Here is a 23659-nt window from a genome sequence, read left to right as displayed (position 1 = left end):
GGTCAGTCGTTGCGGGGGAAGCCGAGGTCGACGCCGCGGTGGCCGTCGTCGGGCCAGCGGGAGGTCACCACCTTGCCCCTGGTGAAGAAGTGCACGCCGTCGGTGCCGTGGGCGTGGGTGTCGCCGAACAGCGAGTCCTTCCAGCCGCCGAAGGAGTAGTACGCGACCGGGACCGGGATCGGGACGTTCACCCCGACCATGCCGACCTCGATCTCGTTGGCGAACCGCCGCGCCGCGCCCCCGTCGTTGGTGAAGATCGCCGTGCCGTTGCCGTAAGGGTTGCCGTTGACCAGCGCGACAGCCTCGGCGTACGTCTCGACGCGGACCACGGACAGCACCGGGCCGAAGATCTCGTCGGTGTAGACCGACATCGCCGGGGTCACGTGGTCGAGCAGCGTCGGGCCGAGGAAGAACCCGGACCCGTCCGCGTCCGGCTCCACGTCCCGGCCGTCCACCACCACCGTCGCGCCCGCCTGCTCGCCCGAGGCCACGTATCCGGTCACCTTGTCGCGGTGCGCGCCGGTGATCAGCGGACCCATGTCGCAGCCGCGCCTGCCGTCGCCGGTGCGCAGCCCTCGCGCGCGTTCGGCGATCGCGGCCACCAGCGGGTCGGCCACCGAGCCGACGGCGACCACGACGCTGATCGCCATGCACCGCTCGCCCGCCGAGCCGAACCCGGCGTTGATCGCCGCGTCCGCGGTCAGGTCCACGTCGGCGTCGGGCAGCACGACCATGTGGTTCTTCGCCCCGCCCAACGCCTGCACGCGCTTGCCCGCCGCGCTCGCCCGCTGGTGGACGTACCTGGCCACCGGGGTCGACCCGACGAACGACACGGCCTTGATGTCGGGGTGGTCGAGTAGACCGTCCACGGCTTCCTTGTCGCCGTTGAGGACCGTGAACACCCCGTCCGGCAAACCCGCCCGCTGCCAGAGCCTGGCCAGCAGCAACGCGGCCGACGGGTCCTTCTCACTCGGCTTGAGCACGACCGTGTTGCCCGCCGCGATCGCGATCGGCACGAACCACAGCGGCACCATCACCGGGAAGTTGAACGGGCTGATCACCGCGACCGGGCCCAGCGGCTGCCGGGTGGCGTGCACGTCGACCCCGGTCGAGGCGTTCTCCGTGTGGCCGCCCTTGAGCAGGTGCCCGATGCCGCAGGCGAACTCCACGACCTCGAGCCCGCGCGCCACCTCGCCCTGGGCGTCGGAGACGACCTTGCCGTGCTCGGCGGTGATGGCCTCGGCCAGTTCGTCCTTGGCCTCGTCCAGCAGTTGGCGGAAGGCGAACAGGACCCGGGTGCGCCGGGAGATCGGGGTGTCGCGCCAGCCGGGGAACGCCCCGGTCGCCGCGGCCACCGCCCGGTCGACGTCGGCCGCGCCCGCTAGCGCTACCTGCCGGGCGACCTTGCCGGTGGCGGGGTCGAACACGTCCGCCGCCCGGTCGGTCTCCCCGGCGGTCTCAGCGCCACCGATCCAGTGCCCCACGATCTCCGCGCCCATCCGCTCCCCTTCGCCCGCTGGTCCTCCCAGCCTCGACCAGCCGACCGGCCCCGGCTAGTTACACAGTGCAGCTGATCAGGATTGATCCCCGACGATGTGTAAAACGCCGTGCTAGCGTCGGCCCATGTACCCCACGGTGGCGGAGGTGCTCGCCACGGCAGGCGTCCAGGCGGGTGACCCGAGGGTGCGCGCGGGTGAGCAGGCGCTCGGCGAGCCGGTCCGCTGGGTGCACGTCAGCGAGATCGCCAACGTCGCGGGCACCCTGGAGGGCGGCGAACTGCTGCTGTCCACCGGCATCGTCGCCATCGACCCGGGTGTCGACCTCGCCGCCTACGTCACCGCGCTGCGCGACGCGGGCGCCAGGGGACTGGTCGTCGAGCTGGGGCCGCACCTGCCCGCGCTGCCGGAGCCGATGGTCCGCACCGCGCGGCGGCTCGGGTTCCCGCTGGTCGAGCTGCGCCGCACGGTCCGGTTCGTGGAGATCACCGAGGCGGTGCACGCCAGGATCGTCAACGTCCAGCACGCCCGGCTGCGGTTCACCCAGCAGGTCAACGAGGTGTTCACGATGCTGACCGTGGAGGGCGCCCGGGTCGAGGAGGTGCTGGCCCAGGCGGGCGCGCTCAGCGGCCACCCGGTCGTGCTGGAGGACCTCGCGCACCACGCGGTCGCCTTCAGTGGCACCACCCGGGCCGCGGAGGTGCTGCGCGACTGGGAATCCCGGTCCCGACTGGCGGCCGCGGGCGGGGAGACGGCCGTGGCCGGGCCGGAGCGGTGGCTCTGCACGCCGGTCGGCCCGCGCCGGGGTCGCTGGGGGAGGTTGGTCGTCCCCTTCGCGGTGACCGACCTCGACCAGGTGACCAGCGTGCTGGAGCGCGCCGCCGCGACCCTCGCGATCACCCGGATGCTGCACGGCGACGGCAAGGACGTCGCCCTCGACGCGCACGGCGGGATGCTGCGCGACCTGCTCACCGGCCAGATCACCGACGAGCAGGCGATGGGCGCCCGGCTGCGCGCGATCGGCCTGCGGGTGGGGCGGGCCTACGCCGTGCTCGTCCTGGCCGTCGGTTCCGCGGGCGCTCCTTCCGCCGACGCCGACCACGCCGCGCTCGACGCCGCCGCCGCGACCGCGCGGACCCAGGGCCGTGCCGCGCTTACCGGCATCACCGCCCCCGGCCGGGTCGCGGTCGTGTTCTCTTGCCCCGCCGAGACCGACGAACCCGCCGCCGTCCGCTCCTTCCTCGCCGCGATGACCACCCACCCGCGGCTGCCCGCGGGCCTGGTCGCCGCCGCCGCGACCCCGGCGACCCGGTTCTCCGGCCTGTCCGCCGCACTGGAGGAGGCGACCCACATCGCCGATGCCGTGGCCGCCGACCCGAACCGCGTCGACGCGCGGGAGGTCTACCGCACCCGCGACCTGGGCGCGCGGGGCCTGCTCTGGTCGCTGCGCGCCGACCCCCGGCTGCACCAGTTCGCCGAGCTGCAACTGCACCCGCTGCTCAACCACCGCGCGCAGAAGCCGGGGGAGGAGCAAGACCTCTTGGACCTGCTGCGCTCCTACCTCGCCACCAACGGCAACGTCGCCGTCCTCGCCCGCACCCTGCACCTGAGCCGACCCGCCGTCTACGCCAGGCTCAAGCGCCTCTCCGACGTCCTCGGCCGCGACATCGCCGACGCCGAGACCCGGGTGTCCCTGCACCTGGCCGTGATCGCCCACGACCTGGCCGCCAGGGGCTGACACTGTGTCGGCCCGGGAGGGGCCTGGTTTACGGTGTGTCACTTGTCGGCGGGACTGTCCACGGTCGACAGTGCGGCATGGCGCAATCCGAGGTAGGACGGCCGGACCCGGCCGGGGACGCGAGCGGTACGGCCCGGCTCTCCGGGCGGCTCGGTGTCGGGAGCATCGTGTTCATGGTCATCGCGGCGGCGGCCCCGCTGACGGTGATCGGCGGGAACGTGCCGCTGGCCATCGGGTCCGGCAACGGCGCGGGGGCGCCGGTCGGGTTCGTGCTGGCCGCGTTGGTGCTGCTGGTGTTCTCCATCGGGTTCGTGACGATGACCCCGCACGTCAAGGACGCCGGGGCGTTCTACTCCTACGTCACCAGGGGCCTCGGCGGGCGCACCGGGATGGGCACCGCGTACGTGGCGCTGGTGGCCTACACCGCCATCCAGGTCGGGATGTACGGCTACTTCGGCTGGGCGGTCGGCGACCTGGTGACCCACTACGGCGGCCCGGCGGTCCCGTGGTGGGTGTTCGCGCTCGGCGGCGTGGTCGTGGTCGGGCTGCTCGGCTACCGGCACATCGAGCTGAGCTCCAAGGTGCTCGGGATCGCGCTGGTGCTGGAGATCGCCATCGTCGTCGCGCTGGACGCCGCGATCTTCGCCGACGGCGGCCCGAACGGGATCACCGGCACCTCCTTCACCCCGGACGCCATCGGGTCCGGGCCGCTGGGCATCGCCGTCCTGTTCGCCCTCACCGGGTTCATCGGGTTCGAGGCCACCGCGGTGTTCCGCGACGAGGCCCGCGACCCCGAGCGCACCATCCCGCGCGCGACCTACCTCGCCGTGGGCATCATCGGCGTGTTCTACGCGCTGTCGTGCTGGGCGATCATCGAGGGCGTCGGCGCGTCCCAGGCCAACGCGGTCGCCAACGCCGCGCTCGGCAGCGGCGGCAACATGCTGCTCGACTCCGCGGGCACCTACCTGGGCACGGTGTTGCGCGACATCATGCAGGTCCTGTTGTGCACCAGCGTCTTCGCCTGCGTCCTGTCGTTCCACAACGTCATCGCCCGCTACCAGTTCGCGCTGGCCACCCAGGGCTCGTTCCCGGCCGCGCTCGGCCGTGTGCACCCCGGCCAGGGCTCGCCCGCTGTCTCGTCGCTGACGCAGTCCACCACCGCGCTGGTGTTCGTCGTCGTGTTCGCCCTGGTCGGACTGGACCCGCTGGTCGGCGTGTTCGGGTCGATGGCCGGTGTCTCGACGGTCGGCATGGTGCTGCTCATGCTGCTGACCTCGGTGGCGGTGTTCACCTTCTTCCAACGCGACCCACAAGCCCGCCGCGGCCGGGTCCTGACCGCCGTGGTCGCGCCGATCGCCGCTGTCGTCGGGCTTCTGGCGAGCCTGTGGCTGGTCGTTGCCAACTTCACCCTCGTCACCGGCGGCAGCGTCGGCGTGAGCGTGGTCCTCGGCCTCATCCCGGCTGCCGCGTTGGTCGCGGGCACCGCCGTGGGCACTAGTCGCGGACGACGGCCAGGATCCACGCCAGCAGCAGCCCGCTGATCACCGCGACCACGACGTTGGCGCCGGTCCAGCCGAGCGAGCGGAAGACCTCGGCGGAGGCCAGCGAGGCGACGACGGTGATCCCACCCGCCGCGGCCTCGATCGCGCCCTGCACCCGGCCGCCGCGCCCGGGCGGGTAGCTGCGGATCGTGTACTGGCTGCCCGACACGTAAAGCAGGTTCCACGCGACACCGACCAGGCAGAGACCCACCGTGTAGCCGGTGACCGAGTCGTCGAGCGCGCTGGTGATGCCACCCGCTGCCAGCGTCGCCGCGCCCAGCGACGCGCACCTCGACGCGCCCCACCGCGTGACCAGCCGCCCGCTGATCAGCGCGGGCGCGAACATGCCGACCATGTGCCACTGGATGATCAGCGCGCCGTCGCCGGGGGTGTGGTCGTGGTGGGCGCCCGCGATCGGGCCCATCGTCATCAGCAGCGTCATCAGCCCGGATGCCGCGCCCAGCAACACCATCGCGGTCCGGAACGTCGCCGTGCGGGTCGCCGCCCGGATCGGCACCGGCTCCTCCCGTTGCGGCGCACCGGATCCGCCGTCCGGGTTGCCGCGGATAAACAGCACCAGCACCACGACCGCGAACGCCAACACCGCGACCAGCAGGTACGACCCGGCGAACGCGGTGCCGAACAGGTCACCGCTCCACGTCGCCGCCCACGGCCCCACCAGCGCCGCGGCGACACCGCCGAGCAACACCGTGCTCAACGCCCTGGTCCGGCCGCCCTCAGGGGCTCGATCCGCTGCCATGTAACGGAAGTAGCCGCCGGTCGCCTTATACAGCCCGACGCACGCCGTGCCAACGCACAACAGGAGGAACGAGTGCGCGAACACCGCCCACATCGACACCAGTCCGCCTGCCGTGGCGGCTGTCGCGCCCGCGACCAGGATCGCGCGGTGCCCGTACTTGGCCGACAGTGTGCCCGCGAAGAACGAGGCGAACACCGCCACCGCGGCCATGACTGTGAACGGGACGGTGGCCAGCGCGGTCGACGGCGCCAGGTGCAAGCCGACCAACGCTGTGAGCGTGAGGTCGACGGCGAGGCCGCCGTAGTAGAGGAACTGGCAGAACGTCAAAACCGCCAGTTCTGGCGTCATCACCTGCTTCGGGGGTGTGCTGGCTGTGCTCACCGCGCGACACTGATCAGCACTCGTGCGACCCCCCAGGCCCAAGGCACCCAATCACCGCACCGTAGCAGGCCGGGTCCGCGGTGGGACCCGGCCGACGGCTTACAGCGGTGTGCTTTCCGCCTCCTCGGGCCCGCGCAGTTCCCACCGGCCACGCCTGCGAAGCACCAATACGTAGTAAAGAGCCGCCGCCGCACCGATACCGACCGTGATGGCGAGGCTGGGCCGCCCGATGACCGGGTCGAGCGCGTTCTGCCAGATGACGTAGACCAGTGCCGCCAACGCGACCACCGGCGCGACCGGGAACCACGGCATCCGGTACGCCGCGTGCGCGGTGGCCCCGGTGCGCCGCCCGTTGATCACCGCCAGGCACAGCGCCGCGTACACCGCGACGATCGAGGTGGCGGTCACCACGAGCAGGAAGTCCTTGTCGGCGAAGCACAGCGCGGTGGCGAACGCGCCGGTGGCCAGTGTCGCGATCCACGGCGTGCCCGCGCTGGGGTGGATCCTGGCCAGTGCCCGGCTGACCGTGCCGGGCCAGGCGGCGTCGCGGCCGGTGCTGAACACCATCCGCGCGGTGATCAGGATGATCGCCAGCACCGCGTTGAGGATGGCCAGCGCGATGGCCAGGCTGATCACCGTGTTCACCGTCGAGCCCGCCTTGGCGGTGACGAAGTAGCTCATCATGTTGTCCGCGGCGAACAACTCCGGCAGCGACGGCGCGCCGAGCAGCACGGCGGTGACCGGGACGAGCTCCGCGATCACGGTGATCCCCAGCGCCCACAGGATGGCGCGGGCGATGCCCCGGCTCGCGTTCGTGGTCTCCTCGCCGAAGTACACCGCCGAGCCGTAGCCGTTGTAGGAGAAGATGGCCACCGCCGCGGCCGCGGTGATCAACCCCGCCGCCGCGGGACCGACGACACCGTCGGTGGCCGCGATCGGGGCGGAGATCAGCTCGCCGAGCGGGCGGGCCGGGTCGAACAGGCCCAGCGCGCTCACCACGACCAGCGCGACCATCTCGATGGCCAGGAAGACACCGGTGATCCAGGCGTTGAGCTTGATGTCGAACACCGCGAGCACCGTCGCGCCCGCCGTCGTCACCGCCGCCACGACCGGGCCCGGCAGGCCGGGGATGAGGACCTCCAGGTAGGTGCCGACGCCGAGCGCGATCACCGCGATGATCAGCAGTTGGGTGACCAGCAGCAGGCCGAGGGTGACGAACCCGGGCAGCCTGCCCAGGGTGCGCGCGACGATCGCGTACTCGCCGCCGCTGAGCGGGTACGCCGAGGCGAGCTCCGCGTAGACGAACGCCATGAACACCCCGACGACGGCGGCGATCACGAAGCTCCAGAACGCGCCGCTGCCCGCCTGGGCCACCACACCCGGCGCGATGATGAACACCGAGGACGCGGGGGAGATCGCGGAGAGCGTGATGAGCAGCGTGCCGAGCACCTTGAGGCCCCGTCGCAGCGTGGGCGTGGTGTTCGCGGTGGACTTCCCGGGGGGAGCGGGGGGTGGGGTGGGCGACGGATCCGGCATGGCGGTCTCCTTGCGGCGCGTTCTTTGAGTCGTCATCAAAGAACTCGGCGGCCGCCACGTCAATACCATGTCCAGAAACGGCTGTGTTACGGCGTGCGACACACTTGCGTTCTTTGACACTCGGTTGAAGAATCACCGGCATGCCGAGACCCAGCCGCGCACACGAACGGCGCGGCGAGCTGATCGCCGCCGCCCGCCAGGCCGTCCTCGACCGGGGCGTGCTCGACGTGCGGCTGCGCGATGTCGCCGACCTGGCCTCGATGTCCACCGGCTCGGTCCTGTACTACTTCCCGTCGCTGGGCGACCTGCTCTTCGAGGTGCAGCGCGAGGCGGTCGAACGGTTCTGCGTCGACCGCGAGGAGGCGGCGCGGCAGGAGTCCGACCCGCGCGGGAAGCTGGTCAGGACGATCCGCGCGGGCCTGCCCAGCGGCAAGGACGACGAGTTGTGCGTGCTGCTCTACGAACTCGGCGCCTACGCCCGCCGCGATCCCGCCTACGCCGCGCAGCACATCCGCCTGTGCGAGCGCCAGGTCGCCCTGTACACCGCGATCCTGGAGACGGGCGCCGCCACCGGCGTGTTCGACCTCGCGCGGGACGCGATCACCATCGCGCGCGGCCTCGTCGCCTTGGAGGACGGCCTCGGCCTGCACCTCACCCAGGCCGTGCCCACTTTCACCGTCCCGCAGGCGGAGGCGGTCCTGCTCGCCTTCGCCGCCGACGCCACCCACTGCGACCTGGAGGTCTGACATGCGAGCCCGTGACCTCGGCCTGCCGCTGACCGGAGACACCGGCCCGCACAACGCGATCACCGACGTCCCCGGCGTCGAGGTCGGCTACACGACCCTCGTGGCGGGCGACGACGTCCGCACCGGCGTCACCGCGATCCTGCCGCGCGCCCGCGAGGACGTGCACCTGCCGTGCGCGGCGGGGCGGTTCTCGTTGAACGGCAACGGGGAGATGACCGGCTCGGCGCTGGTCGACGAGATCGGCTCGGTGCGGCTCCCGGTGCTGATCACCAACACCCACGCGATCGGACCGTGCCACCGGGGCGTCATCGACTGGGTCGCGCGCGAGAAGCCCGCGGTCGCCGAGCAGTGGCTGCTGCCAGTGGTCGCCGAGACCTGGGACGGCTACCTCAACGACATCAACGGACCGCACGTCCAGGCCGAGCACGCCATCGCCGCCATCGACGCGGCCGCGGGTGGTCCGGTCGCGGAGGGGTCGGTCGGCGGTGGGACCGGGATGAACTGCTACGCCTTCAAGGGCGGCAGCGGCACCTCGTCCCGGATCGTCCACTACGGACAGGACTCGTACACTGTCGGCGCGTTCGTGCAGGCGAACTTCGGTTCCCGCAAGGAACTCACCGTGTGCGGCGTGCCGGTCGGGACCGCGCTCGCCGACGACAACCCGATGGAGGACGACGACTGGCTGGTGCCCCCTGGCGCGGGCTCGGTGATCGCCGTCATCGCCACCGACGCGCCCCTGCTCCCGGGGCAGTGCACCGCCCTGGCCCGTCGCGTCCCCTTGGGACTGGCCCGCACCGGCACCACCGGCTCCCACTTCTCCGGCGACATCTTCCTGGCCTTCTCCACCGGCAACGTCCTGACCCCGTCCGAGTTCCCGCAGGGCGATCCCGGTTACGACACCCTCCGGCACATCCCGTGGAACCGCATGGACGACCTCTTCGCCGCTGTCGTGCACTCCGTCGAGGAAGCGGTCCTGAACGCCTTGGTCGCCGCCGAGACCATGACCGGTCGCCAAGGCCGCCGTTCGCCCGCGCTCCCGGTGGACCGCCTGGTCGACCTGGTGGTGCGGCGATGACTTGGGTGCGGCGCCGAGCGGTCAGCAGGTCTGCACGAAGTCGACGCCCGGCGCGTACTGAGCCCATTCGGACTCGGTGAGGCCCCGCTCGGCGACTGTGCAGCGCAGGCCCTTCGGACCCGGGTCGATGTCGGCGGCGAGCAGCCGGGAGAGGTTCCAGGTGGTCATCTCGGTGGACCTGGTGGTGATGACACCGGTGCCGTCGTGGGTGAAGGCAGCGGAGGTCAGGCCATTGAGGCCGGTGACGCGGCGAGGTGCGGGGTCGAGCGCCCAGAGTTCCTTGCCGCTGCCGACGGAGGCGATCAGGGCGTGACCGTCTTTGCTTACCTCTACTCCGTTCCAGGGGAACGGCAGCGGTACGCGGATCGTGCCGTCGAGGGAGCGGAGTTCGACGCGGTCGCCCTCGGTGGGGACCAGCACGTAGTAGCCGTCGATGGTGAAGCTGCTGTGCTCGGGCAGCGGGGTCGTTGTCGCACTGGTCAGTGAGCGCAACTCCAGGCGCTCGTTCTCCTGAGCCAGGACCCACTGTCCGTCGTGGCTCAGGGAAACGGACCGCGCGGCTCCCAGCGTGCGACGCTGCCCGGTCGCGATGTCCCATACCTCTGGTGTCCCCGCGGTGGTCATCACGAGCACGCGGTCGTTCACGGTGCTGTCGACCAGGACGCTGATGTCCGTGCGCAGGAGTTGGGGCACTGTCTGGCCGATGTCGAACACGGCGACGGCGTCGCCAGAGGACACGAACGCGTACCGGTCCGCCACGAGTCGGATCGCGTGGTACCGGGAGGTTTCGGTGGGCAGGGGAATCGCCTGGTGTGCGGCCACATCCCACACGACGAAGCCCCCGTCCCTCTCGGCGACCGCCCGCGTTCCGTCGGCGGTGACGGCTACTTCCGTGCTGGCCCAGGGCAGTTCGAACTCGCGTTTCGGCCACCCGTTGTCGAGGTCCCATACGGTCGTGATGCCGCGTGCCGCGACCATCGCCCGGGTTTCCGTGGCGGTCACCGTGATCGAACCCAGGCGGTCGGTCTCCGTGTGGAGTGGTTCCGGACCGGTGGCCAGGCGCAGCCTCTTGATGGGGAGGACCGGGGCCAGGCTGTCCACGGCGATCCAGGTCGGAGCTGACCGCGTCCGCATGAGCAATGCCAACAGGTCCAGCCTGCCGATATCCGCTGCTTCCTCATCGACAGCGGCCAACGCCAAGAGCAGCCGCAGGGACTTGACCGGGTCGTTGACCGCCGCGATGTTCGCCTCCAGCCGCAGCTTGTCCACGGCTCTGGCGTGGTTCCGATCCCCAACCGCTGATCGCACGGAAGGCACCGCGACCGTCGCTGTCACCGCGATGAGGACCACCGCGGCGACAGCGGTGTGGATCCCCCGCCGGACGGCTGTGAAGCGGCGCGCCCGTGTCCTGACCGGGGTCGGCGCAAGGTAGCTCATCAGGCGCTCGTGCCGGAATTGGTAGGAGGCACCGGACTGGCGCAGCACACCGCGGTCGTGGGCGTCCTCCAGGAACCGCATGGTCTGCCACGGCAGTCGCCCGCTCAGCGCGAGGAGGGTCACCGCGGCGCGGTAGCGCAACCACGCCGCGCCGGATCCGAAGCCGATCACCAGGACTGTCACCGCGACGACGAGGACCGCCAGGTCGGTCGATGTGCTGTCGCCGAACAGCAGAACCCAGGCCGATGCCGACAGGCCCACCACCAGGGCGATGGCCAGGGTGACGGCCGGGAAGGAGCTCGCGTCGCCCGTCAGGGTCGTGCGGGGTGATCGGACGCGGCCATCGGCGGTCGGCGTGGCCAGCGCCCGCGCGATCCCGACCATCAGCCCGAGCACCGCCGTGACAGCCGTGGCCGCCAGCAGGCCGTCGCCGAGCCCGGTCGCGGCGGATGCCGCCCGCAACCCCGAGTACACCCCGACCGCGGCGCCCGCGGGCACGGCGACGAGCACCATCGTGCCCATCCCGACCCGGACCTCTCGCAGCAGGACGTCCCGGCGCAACGACGGTCTGGCAGGCGCCTCGGACCTCGCCATGGCCAACCCGTTGCCGACCAGTGCCAACGCGGTGGTGGCGAGCATGAGGAAGAACGCAGGCGTGGACAGGTAGGCGAGGTAGTCGAGGGAAACGGTGGGGGCCACGGTGCCCACCGACGCGACGACCAGGCACACGACCACCGTGGCGACCAGGCTGTCGCGCAGGGCCGCGCCTATGACGGCGGCACTCGAGATGCGGGTCGTCACCCTGGAGACAGCGCGCCCGGTCGTGGACCCGGCCAGCACGCCGACCAGGAGTCCCAGTCCGGCACCGGCGGCGAGTCCTTCTTCCGCGCCACCGAATCCCACTACGTCCGTGAGCATGCCGATGGTTGTCGCACTCACCACCAGGACGAGGGTGACGAACGCGCCGATGAGGCGGGCGGGGAGCATCTGGTCGAACTGCCACCAGTTGACGTTCACCTTGTCCGTCGCCGGGTGGGTGAGGTGGCGGGCGAGGGTGCGCAGCCAGCGTTCGGCCTTGGCGGGCGGGTAGGGGGAGTCGGCGTAGGTGTCGGGGATGAAGCGGGTCAGGAGGTGGTCCTCGACGGCTGCCGGGCCGTTCGCGGCGAGGGTCACCAGGGTCGAGGGGGTACTGGCGGAGGTGCGGTAGACGGCTCGGGCCAGCGACAGCATCAGGGGAGTGGACAGGGCTTGGGCGAGTGGGTCGTCCGGGTGGGCGCGGAGCTCGTCGACCACGGGCGCCCAGCGGTCGTCGCCCTCGGCGCTGCCGTCGTCGAGGTAGGCGGCGGCGTCCTCGGTGGCGACGGGCTCGATCTCGACGACGGCGGCGCGGCTGAGCCGGGTGTGGTCCTCGCGCACCGCCTGCTCGAAGACCTGGCCGCGGCAGGTGACCAGGAGCCACAGGCCGTCGCCGGTCACCTTGTCGAGGCCGGTCAGCGCGGCGGGCAGCAGCGCCCTGGGCATCTCGTCGAGACCGTCGAGCACCGGCATGACCAGGTTGGCGGCGACCAGCTCGCGGGCCGTCGCCGCGGTGAGGATGTCCGGGTACTCCTCGTGGACCCGCCGCGCTACCCAGTCCCGCACGTCCGCTTTCGGGTCCCACCCCGCCACCGGTAACAGCACCGGGACTGGTGCGTCTGACTCAGGTGTATCGAGCAGGTCGACGGTGAACAGCATCGCCACGACGGACTTACCCGCGCCCGGTTGTCCCAACACGACCAACTGCTTTGACGGCAGGTCCCGGAACGCGGCGACCAACTCTGCGGTAGGCCGCTCGTGCGTCGTTAGCGTGAGACTGCCGGTCGGTGCTGGTGCTCCTACCGCTGACTCCTTAGCCGATACCCGCTCGCGTGCGGTGGGCGACCAGCTCAGCCGCAACGGTCGCGGTTGGCGCAGACCGCGCGCCCCGATCTCCTGGTTCCACTGGTGACGCACCGCCTTGGCCAACCTGGTCTGCGCTGACGAGAGGCTGCCACGTCTCGCACCCCCGCGCGTGGCGGCCGCGAGGCTCACCGCGGACACGACCAGCGCGGCGACCCCCACCACGAGGCTGGTCACGCTCGCGGTCGAGTCCAGCTGCTGCAGCCGGTCGCCCGACCTGGTCAGCAGGAACCAGACGAGCCCACCGATACCCACCGCGAACGCGACAGCCCCGCCCACCCACCAGCCCCGCCGCCGTTCCATGAGCCGATCATGCCCGTCCCGGGCGGCCCACCCCCGGCCGACCCGTTCGTCGCAACGGCCGCGCGCCCACCGGTCAGATCCAGGACAGACCGCCGCAGGCGCTCGTCCGACCGGGGGAACTTGGGAAGAATCCGGGGGCGAACCGGGGAGAACCGGGCCGTGGCCACCACGGAACCCGGTGCCACCGCCCACCCGCTCTCCGGGGAGGTTCGATGACCGACGACCTGCTGGCCGGACTCCGCGCAGGCACCGACGACGCCCGCCGCCTGCTGTTCCGCCGCTGCCAGAGCACCCTGCGGCCCTACTTCCGGCGCAAGCTGCCGCCCGCCGACGACGTCGACGACTGCGTCAGCGAGGTCGTCACCCGCGCACTGGAAGGCATCCGGCGCGGCCTGCGCCCCGACGACCTGGACGCCTGGGTCGGCGGGATCGCCCGCAACGTCCTCAAGGAACGCTACGAGGCGGCCACCCTGGCCAGGGCGCGCGTGCGCGGGGAGATCCCCGACCTGCCCTCGGAGCCCGTGCTCGACCTCGACCACCCACCGGAGACCGCGGCCGAACTCGAGCACCTGCTGGGCAAGCAGCAGCTGTCTGCCACGGTCGACGACGCGATCGCGGGCCTGCCACCAGCCCTGGCCCGGGTGATGCGCGAACACGTCCTGCGCAGCCGGGCCGCGCGCAAACTGGTCGTGGGCACCGAGCTCGCCTCAGCACTGCGCATGCCGGTCGCGGACCTGAACCGGCAGCTCGGGCGGGCACGGGAGCAGGCACCAGGGACGATCGTGGCCTTGGTGCTGGCGCGGGGGAGTGACTGCCCCGGGCTGGCGGCGATCCTCGGGGAACGGACCCCCGACGTCGTCCTGGACCCAGCGCGGTCCCGCGCGGTGACCAAGCACGCCGGGACCTGCGAGGTGTGCGGGCAGCACGCGGACCAGGTCGACGCGTTCAGCAAGTGGGCGCTGGGACCGGGGCTGATCGGGCTCGCCGAGGACGACGAGGAGCGGCGCCGCGCGGTGATCGCCCTGTTCAGCCGCGGCGTGCCCGCGGAGGCAGTGCCGATGGGGCTGCCGATGGGGCTCGCGCCCGAGCTGGGGGTCGTCGACCGGGCACGGGTGGCGATCGCGACGCGGATGGCGGGCATGCCGCGGGCGGTGACCGAGCTGGCGGTGCAGAACCCGGACGCGTTCCGGCGCGTGGTGGCGGCCGTCGTCGCGGGCGCGGTGCTCGTGGCGGCGGCGGTCGTCGCACTGGTGATCGGCGGGGACCAGGAGACCGACGCCGCGCCCGCCCCGCCCGGACCCGTGAGCTCGACCAGCGCTCCACCGTCGACCGCCATCCCGTCGGAGACCACGGTGCCGGGAACGGGGCCGTCTGCGCTGCCTGCGTCCACGGGGCACGCTGGTTCCACGGTTGTACCTGGCCCCACGGTGGTGTCCGGTCCCGCCGTGTCGTCTGGACCTACGGTGGTGGCTGGCCCTGCGGTGACGTCCGGACCCTCGGCATCGTCCGGATCCGCGGTGGCTGGGACGAGCGCGCCAGGCGCCGTGCCCGCGGTGTCCTCGACGACCACCTCCGGGCCGTCGGTGGTCGTCCCGGAACCCGCGCGGTGGGGGTACGTGTTGGTCAACCAGCAGTCCACCGCGTACCCGGATCCCCGGGTGGAGCAGCAGGTGACGACCGAGAGCACCTGGGGGACCTGGCGCACGGCCGCTGACCCCTCGGTGAGCCGACGCGAGCCGACTGTCGTGCACGACGGCCCTGGCCGGTACCGGGTGCGATTACCGGGATTGGCGTCCGAGCACGGGGTCGCGCATGTGTCGGTCAACTTCATGACCGTGTACGCGGGCGCCAACGCTCGCTCCTGCGGCGTGGTGGACAGCTATCCCCAGGGGGCGGACCAGTTCGTCACCGTGGCCTGCCACAACGCCTTGGGCGCGGCCAAGGATGCGCCGTTCGGGGTGCTGTTCGTGGTGCCCGGCACCGGTGGCGCGCCGATGGTGACCGTGCGACACGATGGACAGTCCACTGTGGAGGTTGGTGACTCGACAGGCGGGCGGCCGGTGGTGGCGCGGGTTGGTGTGGGGCGGTACCGGGTCTCGTTGGACGGGACCGCGTTCAACGGTCACGGGTACGCGCAGGTCACGGCCTATGGTGGCGCGCAGGCGCAGTGCCAGAACGAGGACGTCGCCGCCGGGGAGTTGTCGGTGGCGTGCTGGACGACCGGTGGGCTGCCTGTTGACACCGGGTGGCACCTCAGTTACGTCGAACGCGGGCCGTTGACGCACGACGCCGTGGTGCCGGGCGCGTACGCGCAGATGGCGGGCACCGCGCCCGGGTTGACGGTCGATCCGGACCGTTCTTTCAACAGCGCCAACGGGTACATGACCGTGGAGCGGGTGTCGGTCGGGCTGTACCGGGTGGGGTTCCGGGGCGTCGGTCGACGGGGGGACATCCTGCTGGCGACGGCGATCGGGTCGGCACCGGGGCAGTGCGTCGGGCAGTACCTGGTCTCCTACCAGCAGCCCGGGGACACCTGGGCGACCGTGGCCTGTGTCGACCCGGCGGGGAAGCCGGTGGACCGCCGGTTCGGGGTCGCGGTGATCCGGCCGCCCGGTCCGCTGGTGGGGGCGCTCGAGGCGGTGGTCCCGGGGCGGGCGGCGCCGAAGTGGGGGTACGCCCGGATGACGGCGCACGAAATCCCGCTCGGGATGGAGACGACGCTGGACGGGCAGTGGGCGTGGACGTCCTGGCTGCGGGGCATTCCGCTGCTGGACGCGCTGTGGGTCCGGAAGGCGACCGTGGTGCACCAGGAGATCGGCCGGTACCGGATTCGCCTACCGGGGATCGGGTCGGCCGCCGGACTCGCTCACGTGACGCCGTTCTCGAGCTCGGCCGACTCTTGTTCCGTTGTGGACAACCGGCCGGATGGGATCGACGAACTCGTCGACGTGGCCTGCTTCGGCGCCACCGGCTCCCCGAAGGACCTCTGGTTCACCGTGTTCTTCGGTGAACCCGTCTCCGCCGTCATGATCCGCTCCGACTCCCTCGGCGTCACCAGAACCGCCCCCGGCCGCTACGACGCCACCACCGACATCCCCTTCACGGGCATCGGCCACCCCCAACTCACCCCCGTCGGCCCAACCCCTGCCCGCTGCCGGGTCGCCGCCGTCACCACCCCCCACTTCCACATAGCCTGCGACACCCCCACCGGCATCCCCACCGACTCGGCATGGCAACTCACCTACGTGGAAGGCACCGGCCTACAACAAGACCCCACAACCCCCGCCGCTTACGCCACCGTCCACGAAGGCGTCCTGGACCTCACCCGCACCTACACCAGCAACGCCTCGACCCCAACCCTCACCAGCCAAGCCCCCGGTCGCTACACCCTCACCTACCCCGACATAGCCCCCATCGCCCCGTACCCCGCCGACTCCATCCAGCTGACCGCCCTCAGCCCCCACCACTGCACCATCCCCGCCTGGAACTCCTACGCCGCCCCACCCCGACTCACCATCCAGATCACCTGCACCGCTCCGACCCCGACAACCACCACCCCCTCCTTCACCATCGCCTACCTCCGCCGCTCCCCGTGACAGTCCTTCGCCGCGCGGCACAGGACTCGGGGTCCCGCGCCTGCCGGTGGGCAGGCGTGGGACCGGGAGGTCTTCAGGCCAGGTTGGCGCCGTAGATGTGGTCGACGGTCATGGTCATGAGGACTCGGTGGTCGGTGACCATGGTGGCGCGGTAGTCCGGCCAGTCCGGGTGCTCGCCCGAGGCGCGGCGGTAGTAGTCGACGAGGGCGTCCACCTCGGGGCTGTCGGGGGTCGGGCCGGGGCCGACGAGGGTGGCGATGCCCTCGGCGGTGGCCCAGGTCCAGCCGTCGGGGCTGGTGACCTCGAGGGTGGCGCGGTGGTCGCGGCGGAGGTTGACGGTCTTGGCGCTGCCGTCGGTCATGGAGACGAGGATGACGTCGCGGTCGCGGTCGTAGAACGGCATCACGGGGGACAGTTGCGGGCGGCCGTCGGACTTGATGGTCGCGAGGATCCCGAGCCTGCTCCGCGCGAGCAGCGCGCGCGGGTCGAACGTGGTGTCGGTCATGTCCACGACCAAGGCCCGCGGACACCGGCCTATTCCCGACAGGGGGTGCGCCGATGGTGATCAACAAGGCATGCTGCTGGGATGTCCTCCGGTGAGCACGGGCCCGAGGTCGGCGATGTCCTGGTCGGTCGGTACCGGATCGAGGGGCTCGTCGGCCTCGGCGGCATGGCGCGGGTCTTCCGGGCCACCGACCTCGGTCGGGGCAGGCCCGTCGCGGTCAAGGTGTTCCGGTCCGACTCCGACCTGGCCGAGGACCGGCGGTTCGAGTTGGAGGCGCGGATCCTGACCCGCCTGCGCCACCCCGGTCTCGTCCCGGTCCACGACACCGGCACGCACGGCCCGCACCCGTTCCTGGTGCTGACCCTGGTCGACGGCTCCACCCTGGCCCGGGCGATCGCGGCTGGTCCGCTCCCCGTCGACCGCGTGCGGCACCTCGGCGCGCGGCTGGCCGAGGCACTGTCCTACGTGCACGACAACGGGGTCATCCACCGCGACGTGAAACCGTCCAACATCCTGCTCGACGGCGGGGGAGTCCCGGTGCTGGCCGACTTCGGCTTGGCCAGGCTGGTCGGCGCCACCCGGCTCACCAGCAGCAGCCGGATGACCGGCACCGCGGCCTACCTCTCCCCGGAACAGGTCACCGGCACCGACGTCGGCTACCCAGCCGACATCTACGCGCTCGGCCTGGTGCTGCTGGAATGCCTCACCGGCCGCCGCGAGTACGAGGGCGGGGACGTGGAGACCGCCGTGGCCCGCCTGCACCGCCCGCCGGATGTCCCCAGGGACCTGCCCGACGACCTCGTGCGCCTGCTGATGCTGATGACCGCCCTGCCCCCGCACCGCCGCCCCACCGCGAAACGCTGCGCCGAACTCCTGGCGGGCAAGCCCACCGCGGTGCTCCCACCGACCCGGCGACCCCGCAAGCCGATCGCGCTCGCCTCGGTCGCCCTGGTGTCGGCGGGCGCACTCGCCTGGCTGATGTCCGATCGGGACCCCGCCCCCGCCGATTTCCCCGCCGCGACCACACCGACGTCCACCGCGACACCCGCCGTACCCGCGGCCGTCGGCCCGCCCGGGACCACCCCGCTCACCACCTCGTCCAACGCCGCGGAGCACCGCGCCCAGGTGGACCCGCTCAAGCCGCCCGAGACCGACCGACGCGCGACCGCGCCGACCACGACCCCGGCCGTCACCAGGACAACGGCAGGCCCGCCCGCGGCGGACCCGCCCACGGTCGACCAGACCACGTCCGACCCCAGACCGACCAAGCCCAGCAAGGGCAAGCCGGTCAAGACCAAGATCCGCCCCACCGGCGGCGGCTGACGTTTGCCCGTCGCGCGCACCGGGTAAGGGCACAGGTGTTCGAACGAGAGGAGCACCCGTGACCGATCCCGACGCCAACGCGGACCCGACCCCCGAGGTGGATCGCACCCCGGAGAAGGACCCGGCCGACTGGACCACCGGCGACGAGCCGATGACCGGCCCCCAGGAGTCCTACCTGCACACCCTCGCCCAAGAGGCAGGCGTCCAGGTGCCCGACGACCTCACCAAGGCCGACGCGTCCCGCCTCATCGACGACCTCCAACACCGCACCGGCCGCGGCGCCTGACCCGCTCGCGGCCGAGCGGGCAGGCCCCGGACGAACCCGCTCGGGCGGCACGACAGCCAGACCGAGACTCGTGCCGTGTGGGCCGAGTAGACGACCTGCCGGGGACCGGTGCCGTGCGCCGACCCGCCAGGTCGCTGACCGGCGCCCGGCGGCTGACCGTCAAGCCGGGAGCAGTGCCGTGTGGCTGACCTGCCAGGTCGGGAACGATGCCGGGCGGGGACGAGGGGGCGGGTGGCGGGAGGGAGTGTTACTAGGGGCGGGTGGCGGGAGGGAGTGTTACTAGTCCAGCGCGGTGGCGGAGAGCTGGTCTAGTCCGGCCAGTACCTCGCGCGCGGCCTTGGTCGCGCGGGAGAGCTGGTCGGTCACCTCGGTGAGGACCTGCGACTGCTGCTCGACGGCGTGCGCGATCTCCAGTTGGGTGTCGCGGACGGTGTCGATGACCGCGATGGTGCTGTCGAAGCTGCGGGTGACCTCGCCGGTCTGGCCGACGATGGTGTTGATGACGGCCTCGACCCGGCCGACCGACGACGAGGTGGCGTTGGCCAGGGCGCGGACCTCGCTGGCGACCACGCCGAAGCCCTTGCCCATCTCCCCGGCGCGCGCGGCCTCGATGGCGGCGTTGAGGGAGAGCAGGTTGGTCTGCTCGGCCAGGTCGGCGATCATGCCGTTGACGTCGGCGATCTCGCCGACCGAGCGCTCCAGGCGGGTGACCTGGTCGGCGGACTGGCGGGCGGTGCTCTGGCTCTGGCCCGCGGTGCCCGCCGCGTCGACGGCCCGGCGGGCGATCTGCTGGATGGCGGTGGACAGCGTCGCCAGTTCCGCGTCGACCACCGCGACGGCGTCGATGGCGGCGCGGGCACCGGCCCCGATCGTGGCGGCGTCGGCGGCGAGCCGGGCGCCGCGCTCGGCGAGCCGGGCCGCGCGGTCGCGCTCGACCTCGGCTGCCGCGATCTTGGCTTCCTGCTCGACGGCCTGCTCCTGCTCGCGTTCGCGCTGGTTGCGCGCCATCGCCTCCTCGGCGTCGCGCTCGGCCTGCTCGGAGAAGTGCCAGAAGCACAGGATGCCGACGGACTCCAGCAGCGCCAGCCCGGCGTGCACGCCCACCATCACCAGCGCCTCGCCCGCGGTCATCGACATGGCCATGCCCACGTGGTCGGCGTGCGACATGCCGAACACCATCTCCGGGGCGACCAGGCCGAACACCCCGTGGTGCAGGATGATCACCGCGACGGCCCACACCAGCGGACCCCACTGCTGGTAGAGGGCGACGAAGGCCAGGATCGCGTACAGGTGGATGTGCGCGGCCATCTGCCCGCCGGACAGCTCGATCGCGACGAACGTGCTGCCCAGCAGCCCGAGGCTGGTCAGGTTCGCCTTGCGCCTGCGCACCCCGCTCAGCTTCGCGGTGACCGCGAACAGCGCCACACCCAGCGGCAGCACCCACGACTCCCACAGCGGGCGCGGGCCGAGCAGGCCGAGGATGGCCAGGCCGGGCACGTGCAGCCAGAGCAGGATGGTCAGGATGCGGTGGCGGGCGGCCCAGGATTCCGGGGTCAGCCGTGCGCCGCGGGGCAGGCGCCAGGTAGTGGTCACGTCGCACCCCATCGGCAGCGCGCGGGTCGAGGTGAGCCACTTCGCCGGGTCGGGCGGTGGCGAAGAACCCAGGTCGGCCGCCGTCATCCACCCGTTCCGTGATCACGACCCGCGGCCATGACCCGTGTGAGTGAGCCCGGAGGTGGGTAGGTAGCCGGGGTGAGCACCGTGGCGCAAGTGCGGCGACACCCGGCCGTCCAGACGCTGGGGCGGATCGGCCTGGTGTTCTACGGCGGGGTGCACCTCATCATCGCCTGGTTGGCCATCCAGGTGGTGGTCGGTCAGACGGGTGAGCAGACCGACTCCAAGGGCGCCATCGCCGAGGTCGCGGAGACCAGCGCCGGGCCGGTGCTGCTGTGGGCGCTGACCATCGGCCTGTTCCTGTTCGCGCTCTGGCAGGTCACCGAGGGGCTCGCCGGGTACACCTACGTCGCCAAGCCGCGCAAGCGCCTGGCCAAGCGGCTGGGGGCGGGGGCCAGGGCCATCACCGCGACCGGGATCGGCATCGCGGCCCTCGACTTCGCCAGGGGCGCGGGCAGCACCGACTCCACCGGCAAGCAGCAGGCCCTGACCGCCAAGGTGCTGGCCCTGCCGTTCGGCCAGGTCCTGGTCGGCCTCGTCGCCCTCGGGGTATTCGTCATCGCGGCGGTCATCTTCTACAAAGGCGTGAAGAGGTCCTTCGAACGCGACCTCGACATGTCAGAGCTACCGGCGGGCACCCGCGGCCTGGTCCGCCACGTCGGCAGGGCGGGCTGGATCGGCAAGGGCCTCGCCTACGGCGTCATCGCGGTGCTGGTCGGCCTCGCGGCCTTCCACGGTGACCCGGCGCACTCCGGCGGCATGGACAAGGCGCTGCACACCGTCGCCGCCCAGCCGTACGGGGTCGTCCTGCTCGCGGTCATCGCCGTCGGCCTGGCCGCGTTCGGGGTCTACTGCTTCGCCGCCGCCAAGGCCCACCGCGACTGATGTCCGGTGTGGGCGGGTCACCCGGTCCTGTGGCACCGTGTTGGCATGATCGAGGACCCGCTCGCCCACGCGCGCACCCTGTTCCCGGAGCTGGCCACGGAGTTGACGGTCGAGTTCGGTGACGGTGGCGAGCCGGTCCTGCTGCGCGCCGACGGCAGCGTCGTCGACACCTGGCGGGAGAACTACCCGTTCGACAAGCGGCTGCGCAGGCGCGAGTACGAGCGGGTCAAGCGGACGTTGCACATCGAGATGCTCAAGCTGCAGCGCTGGGTCAAGGACACCGGGCAGCGGGTGGTGATCCTGTTCGAGGGCCGCGACGCGGCGGGCAAGGGCGGCACCATCAAGCGGTTCACCGAGAACCTCAACCCCCGCGGCGCCCGCGTGGTCGCCCTGGGCACGCCGACCGAGCAGGAACGCGGCCAGTGGTACTTCCAGCGCTACGTCAACCAACTGCCCACCGCGGGGGAGTTGGTCCTGTTCGACCGGTCCTGGTACAACCGCGCGGGCGTCGAGCGGGTCATGGGCTACTGCACCGACGAGCAGTACGAGCTGTTCGCCCGCCAGGCGCCGGTGTTCGAGCGGATGCTCGTCGAGGACGGCGTGCACCTGGTGAAGTTCTGGTTCTCGGTGTCGCGCCGCGAGCAGCGCACCCGGTTCATCGTCCGCCAGATCGACCCCATCCGGCAGTGGAAGCTCACCCCCAACGACCTGGCGTCGCTGGACCGGTGGGACGACTACACCGCAGCCAAGGTCGCCATGTTCCGCGCCACCGACACCCCGGACGCGCCGTGGACGGTGGTCAAGAGCAACGACAAGCGCCGGGCCCGCGTCGAGGCCATGCGCAGCGTCCTGGCCGGTCTCGACTACACCGACCGCGACCTCGACGTCGTCGGCAAACCCGACCACCGCGTCGTGGGCTCGGCGAGCACCCTGCTGGAGGAGGGCGAGGACGACACGGACCTGAGCCCGACCCCGCTCATCCACCACCACCGGAGCTGAGCCCGACCGCTACCCGGGGCCGCTGAGGAACACGTGCAGCCGCGCCGCCAGGTCATCCTTGGCGGCGCCCGCCTCCACCCAGGTCCGCACCGTGACGCTCCAGATCTCCTCGACCTCGTAGGAGCTCAGAGTCCACGTCAGCCTGACCTGCCCCCTGGATTCGTAGCGCGCTGACACCCCCAGGCCGCCGTGCCTGCTGGCCCAGTGCAGGTCGCCCTCCCAGCCGCGGTAGTCCAGCCCCTCGATGAACTGCGCCAACCCGATGCGGTCCGCCCAGGTGGGTACGTCGTAGAGCACGGCGTCCACCCCGCGCGCCGCCGTGTGGACGGCGAAGTACAGACCCAGGTACTCCTCGACCCAGCGCCCGCAGAAGGTCACCGACACCGCGGAATCCTGCCCGCACCGCACGACGACGTTCCCCTCGTCCAGACAGGACCACTCGTCGTGGTGGGTGCTCTCCCACTTGTACGGATACGCCATGCCAGAACGGTAGCCACCCGCCGCCGTCCATCCCAAGAGGATTACGCGGGTGCCGAGGTGCCGAGGATGAGCGGGCGCGGGTCGTCCTGGTCCGGGTCGGTGGTGCCCAGGCCGTGGAGCGCGACCCAGCGGCCCAGACCGTCGGCGGCCGTGGCGGTGGCGGCCAGGCGCTGCGCGACCACGTCGCCGAGCGGGCTGCGCGCGGTCATCCGGAAGAGCCGTTCCCGCCACACCACGAGGCCGACCGGCACGGCGAAGATCAGGAACATCAGCAGCCGCGCCCGGCCCGCCGGACCGTCCCACAGCCACAGCGGCGCGCTGGTGAAGATGCCGTCGATCCAGTACAGGAAGTACGGGACGGTGAGGAAGAGCATGGCCGTGTGGACCACCGCGAACGCCATGCCCTGGCCGGACAACGACAACAGGACACCGATCTTGCGCAGTTCCCGGTACCGGGAGTCGAACTCCTCGTCGCAGTTGTCCGTGACCTCGTTGCGGATGGACCACAACCGGGCGGTCCGCTTGCCGGTGTACTCGACGACCACCTTCTCCATCCCGGTGACCGCCCCGGCAGCCGGTGACACCGGGGTGATGGTGTGGGTGTCGCTCACCTCGAGCACCCCGCGGTCGACGAGGTCGGCCACGACCGCGTCCGCCGCCCGCACCCGCCCGGCGCGCCCGCCGCGCACCAACGCGATGTCGACCAGGTCCCAGTCGTGCCTGTCCGCCACGCTGGTGTCCCGAGCCAGCCGGTAGTCGCGCGCCAGCAGCCACACGGGCAGCCCGCACGCCGCCACGAACAACACCATCCACGACACGAACATCCCGCGATCCCCTCGCTCGGCGCCGCGACCGAGCCTAGTGATCATCGACGCGGCGCGGGACCGGAACGGGCGAACCGGTATGCGCGCGGTGTCCGGTTCACTGTCGCCCCCGCCGCGCGTTCACCCCCGGTGAAGG

Annotated in this window: 17 protein-coding genes; 9 read left to right on the top strand and 8 right to left on the bottom strand. The window is 71.9% G+C overall.

What is annotated here, in order from left to right; translation table 11 throughout:
• Window positions 1-2 precede the first annotated feature (2 nt).
• Window positions 3-1499 (bottom strand): CoA-acylating methylmalonate-semialdehyde dehydrogenase, encoded by a 1497-nt coding sequence (locus CLV68_RS17425; RefSeq protein ID WP_121391914.1) that lies wholly within the window; start codon window positions 1497-1499, stop codon window positions 3-5.
• 124 nt (window positions 1500-1623) lie between these two features.
• Here CLV68_RS17425 and CLV68_RS35685 point away from each other — a divergent pair, with 124 nt between their 5' ends.
• Window positions 1624-3234: a PucR family transcriptional regulator gene (locus CLV68_RS35685; RefSeq protein WP_121391913.1), complete on the top strand. Its 1611-nt coding sequence runs from the start codon at window positions 1624-1626 to the stop codon at window positions 3232-3234.
• A 77-nt stretch (window positions 3235-3311) separates the two neighbouring features.
• Window positions 3312-4775, top strand: coding sequence for an APC family permease (locus tag CLV68_RS17415; protein WP_121391912.1), 1464 nt, complete (start codon window positions 3312-3314; stop codon window positions 4773-4775).
• On the opposite strand, the gene CLV68_RS17410 is transcribed toward CLV68_RS17415, so the two are convergent.
• Together CLV68_RS17410 and CLV68_RS17405 are read right to left on the bottom strand one after the other, a co-directional pair.
• On the bottom strand, window positions 4729-5916 hold the full coding sequence (locus tag CLV68_RS17410; RefSeq protein WP_147460047.1) for an MFS transporter: 1188 nt from the start codon (window positions 5914-5916) through the stop codon (window positions 4729-4731). The two genes, CLV68_RS17415 and CLV68_RS17410, sit on opposite strands and share 47 nt — an antisense overlap.
• 99 nt (window positions 5917-6015) lie before the next feature.
• Window positions 6016-7452, bottom strand: a complete 1437-nt coding sequence (locus CLV68_RS17405) for an APC family permease (RefSeq protein ID WP_121391910.1) — start codon at window positions 7450-7452, stop codon at window positions 6016-6018.
• 140 nt (window positions 7453-7592) lie between these two features.
• On the opposite strand from CLV68_RS17405, the gene CLV68_RS17400 reads away from it, so the two are divergent.
• A complete protein-coding gene (locus CLV68_RS17400) occupies window positions 7593-8198 on the top strand; it encodes a TetR/AcrR family transcriptional regulator (RefSeq protein ID WP_121391909.1) in 606 nt (201 codons plus the stop codon).
• A 1-nt stretch (window position 8199) separates the two neighbouring features.
• Entirely contained in the window at window positions 8200-9273 is a 1074-nt protein-coding gene (locus CLV68_RS17395; protein ID WP_121391908.1) for a DmpA family aminopeptidase, read from the top strand.
• 21 nt (window positions 9274-9294) lie between these two features.
• On the opposite strand, the gene CLV68_RS34005 is transcribed toward CLV68_RS17395, so the two are convergent.
• Window positions 9295-12951 carry a P-loop NTPase family protein gene (locus CLV68_RS34005; protein ID WP_170224421.1) on the bottom strand — a complete coding sequence of 1219 codons (3657 nt, stop codon included), beginning with the start codon at window positions 12949-12951 and terminating at the stop codon, window positions 9295-9297.
• 212 nt (window positions 12952-13163) lie between these two features.
• On the opposite strand from CLV68_RS34005, the gene CLV68_RS17390 reads away from it, so the two are divergent.
• Window positions 13164-16547 (top strand): RNA polymerase sigma factor, encoded by a 3384-nt coding sequence (locus CLV68_RS17390; protein WP_121391907.1) that lies wholly within the window; start codon window positions 13164-13166, stop codon window positions 16545-16547.
• Between the two features lie 73 nt (window positions 16548-16620).
• Here CLV68_RS17390 and CLV68_RS17385 read toward each other — a convergent pair whose 3' ends face one another.
• Window positions 16621-17052, bottom strand: a complete 432-nt coding sequence (locus CLV68_RS17385; protein WP_121391906.1) for a PPOX class F420-dependent oxidoreductase — start codon at window positions 17050-17052, stop codon at window positions 16621-16623.
• Between the two features lie 81 nt (window positions 17053-17133).
• On the opposite strand from CLV68_RS17385, the gene CLV68_RS17380 reads away from it, so the two are divergent.
• Both CLV68_RS17380 and CLV68_RS17375 read left to right on the top strand, forming a co-directional pair.
• Window positions 17134-18375, top strand: a complete 1242-nt coding sequence (locus tag CLV68_RS17380; protein ID WP_121391905.1) for a serine/threonine-protein kinase — start codon at window positions 17134-17136, stop codon at window positions 18373-18375.
• Between the two features lie 58 nt (window positions 18376-18433).
• On the top strand, window positions 18434-18661 hold the full coding sequence (locus CLV68_RS17375) for a DUF3072 domain-containing protein (protein WP_246009928.1): 228 nt from the start codon (window positions 18434-18436) through the stop codon (window positions 18659-18661).
• 279 nt (window positions 18662-18940) lie between these two features.
• Here CLV68_RS17375 and CLV68_RS17370 read toward each other — a convergent pair whose 3' ends face one another.
• The gene (locus CLV68_RS17370) at window positions 18941-20341 is read right to left on the bottom strand and encodes a methyl-accepting chemotaxis protein (protein WP_211346601.1); all 1401 of its coding nucleotides are present in this window, start codon (window positions 20339-20341) and stop codon (window positions 18941-18943) included.
• Window positions 20342-20431: 90 nt separating this feature from the next.
• Between CLV68_RS17370 and CLV68_RS17365 the strand changes: the two genes are divergently transcribed.
• Both CLV68_RS17365 and ppk2 read left to right on the top strand, forming a co-directional pair.
• Window positions 20432-21220: a DUF1206 domain-containing protein gene (locus CLV68_RS17365; RefSeq protein ID WP_246009927.1), complete on the top strand. Its 789-nt coding sequence runs from the start codon at window positions 20432-20434 to the stop codon at window positions 21218-21220.
• Between the two features lie 45 nt (window positions 21221-21265).
• Window positions 21266-22219, top strand: coding sequence for a polyphosphate kinase 2 (gene ppk2, locus CLV68_RS17360; RefSeq protein WP_121391904.1), 954 nt, complete (start codon window positions 21266-21268; stop codon window positions 22217-22219).
• A gap of 9 nt (window positions 22220-22228) precedes the next feature.
• Here the strand turns inward: ppk2 and CLV68_RS17355 are convergent, their stop codons facing one another.
• Window positions 22229-22699 carry a DUF6228 family protein gene (locus CLV68_RS17355; protein ID WP_121391903.1) on the bottom strand — a complete coding sequence of 157 codons (471 nt, stop codon included), beginning with the start codon at window positions 22697-22699 and terminating at the stop codon, window positions 22229-22231.
• Window positions 22700-22740: 41 nt separating this feature from the next.
• Window positions 22741-23523 (bottom strand): TIGR04222 domain-containing membrane protein, encoded by a 783-nt coding sequence (locus CLV68_RS17350; protein WP_170224420.1) that lies wholly within the window; start codon window positions 23521-23523, stop codon window positions 22741-22743.
• Window positions 23524-23659 lie beyond the last annotated feature (136 nt).

The sequence above is a fragment of the Actinokineospora cianjurensis genome, from assembly GCF_003663795.1.
Lineage (GTDB): Bacteria > Actinomycetota > Actinomycetes > Mycobacteriales > Pseudonocardiaceae > Actinokineospora > Actinokineospora terrae.
The sequence above is the reverse complement of the archived record's forward strand: the minus strand, read 5'-3'. Positions and strand labels throughout refer to the sequence as shown.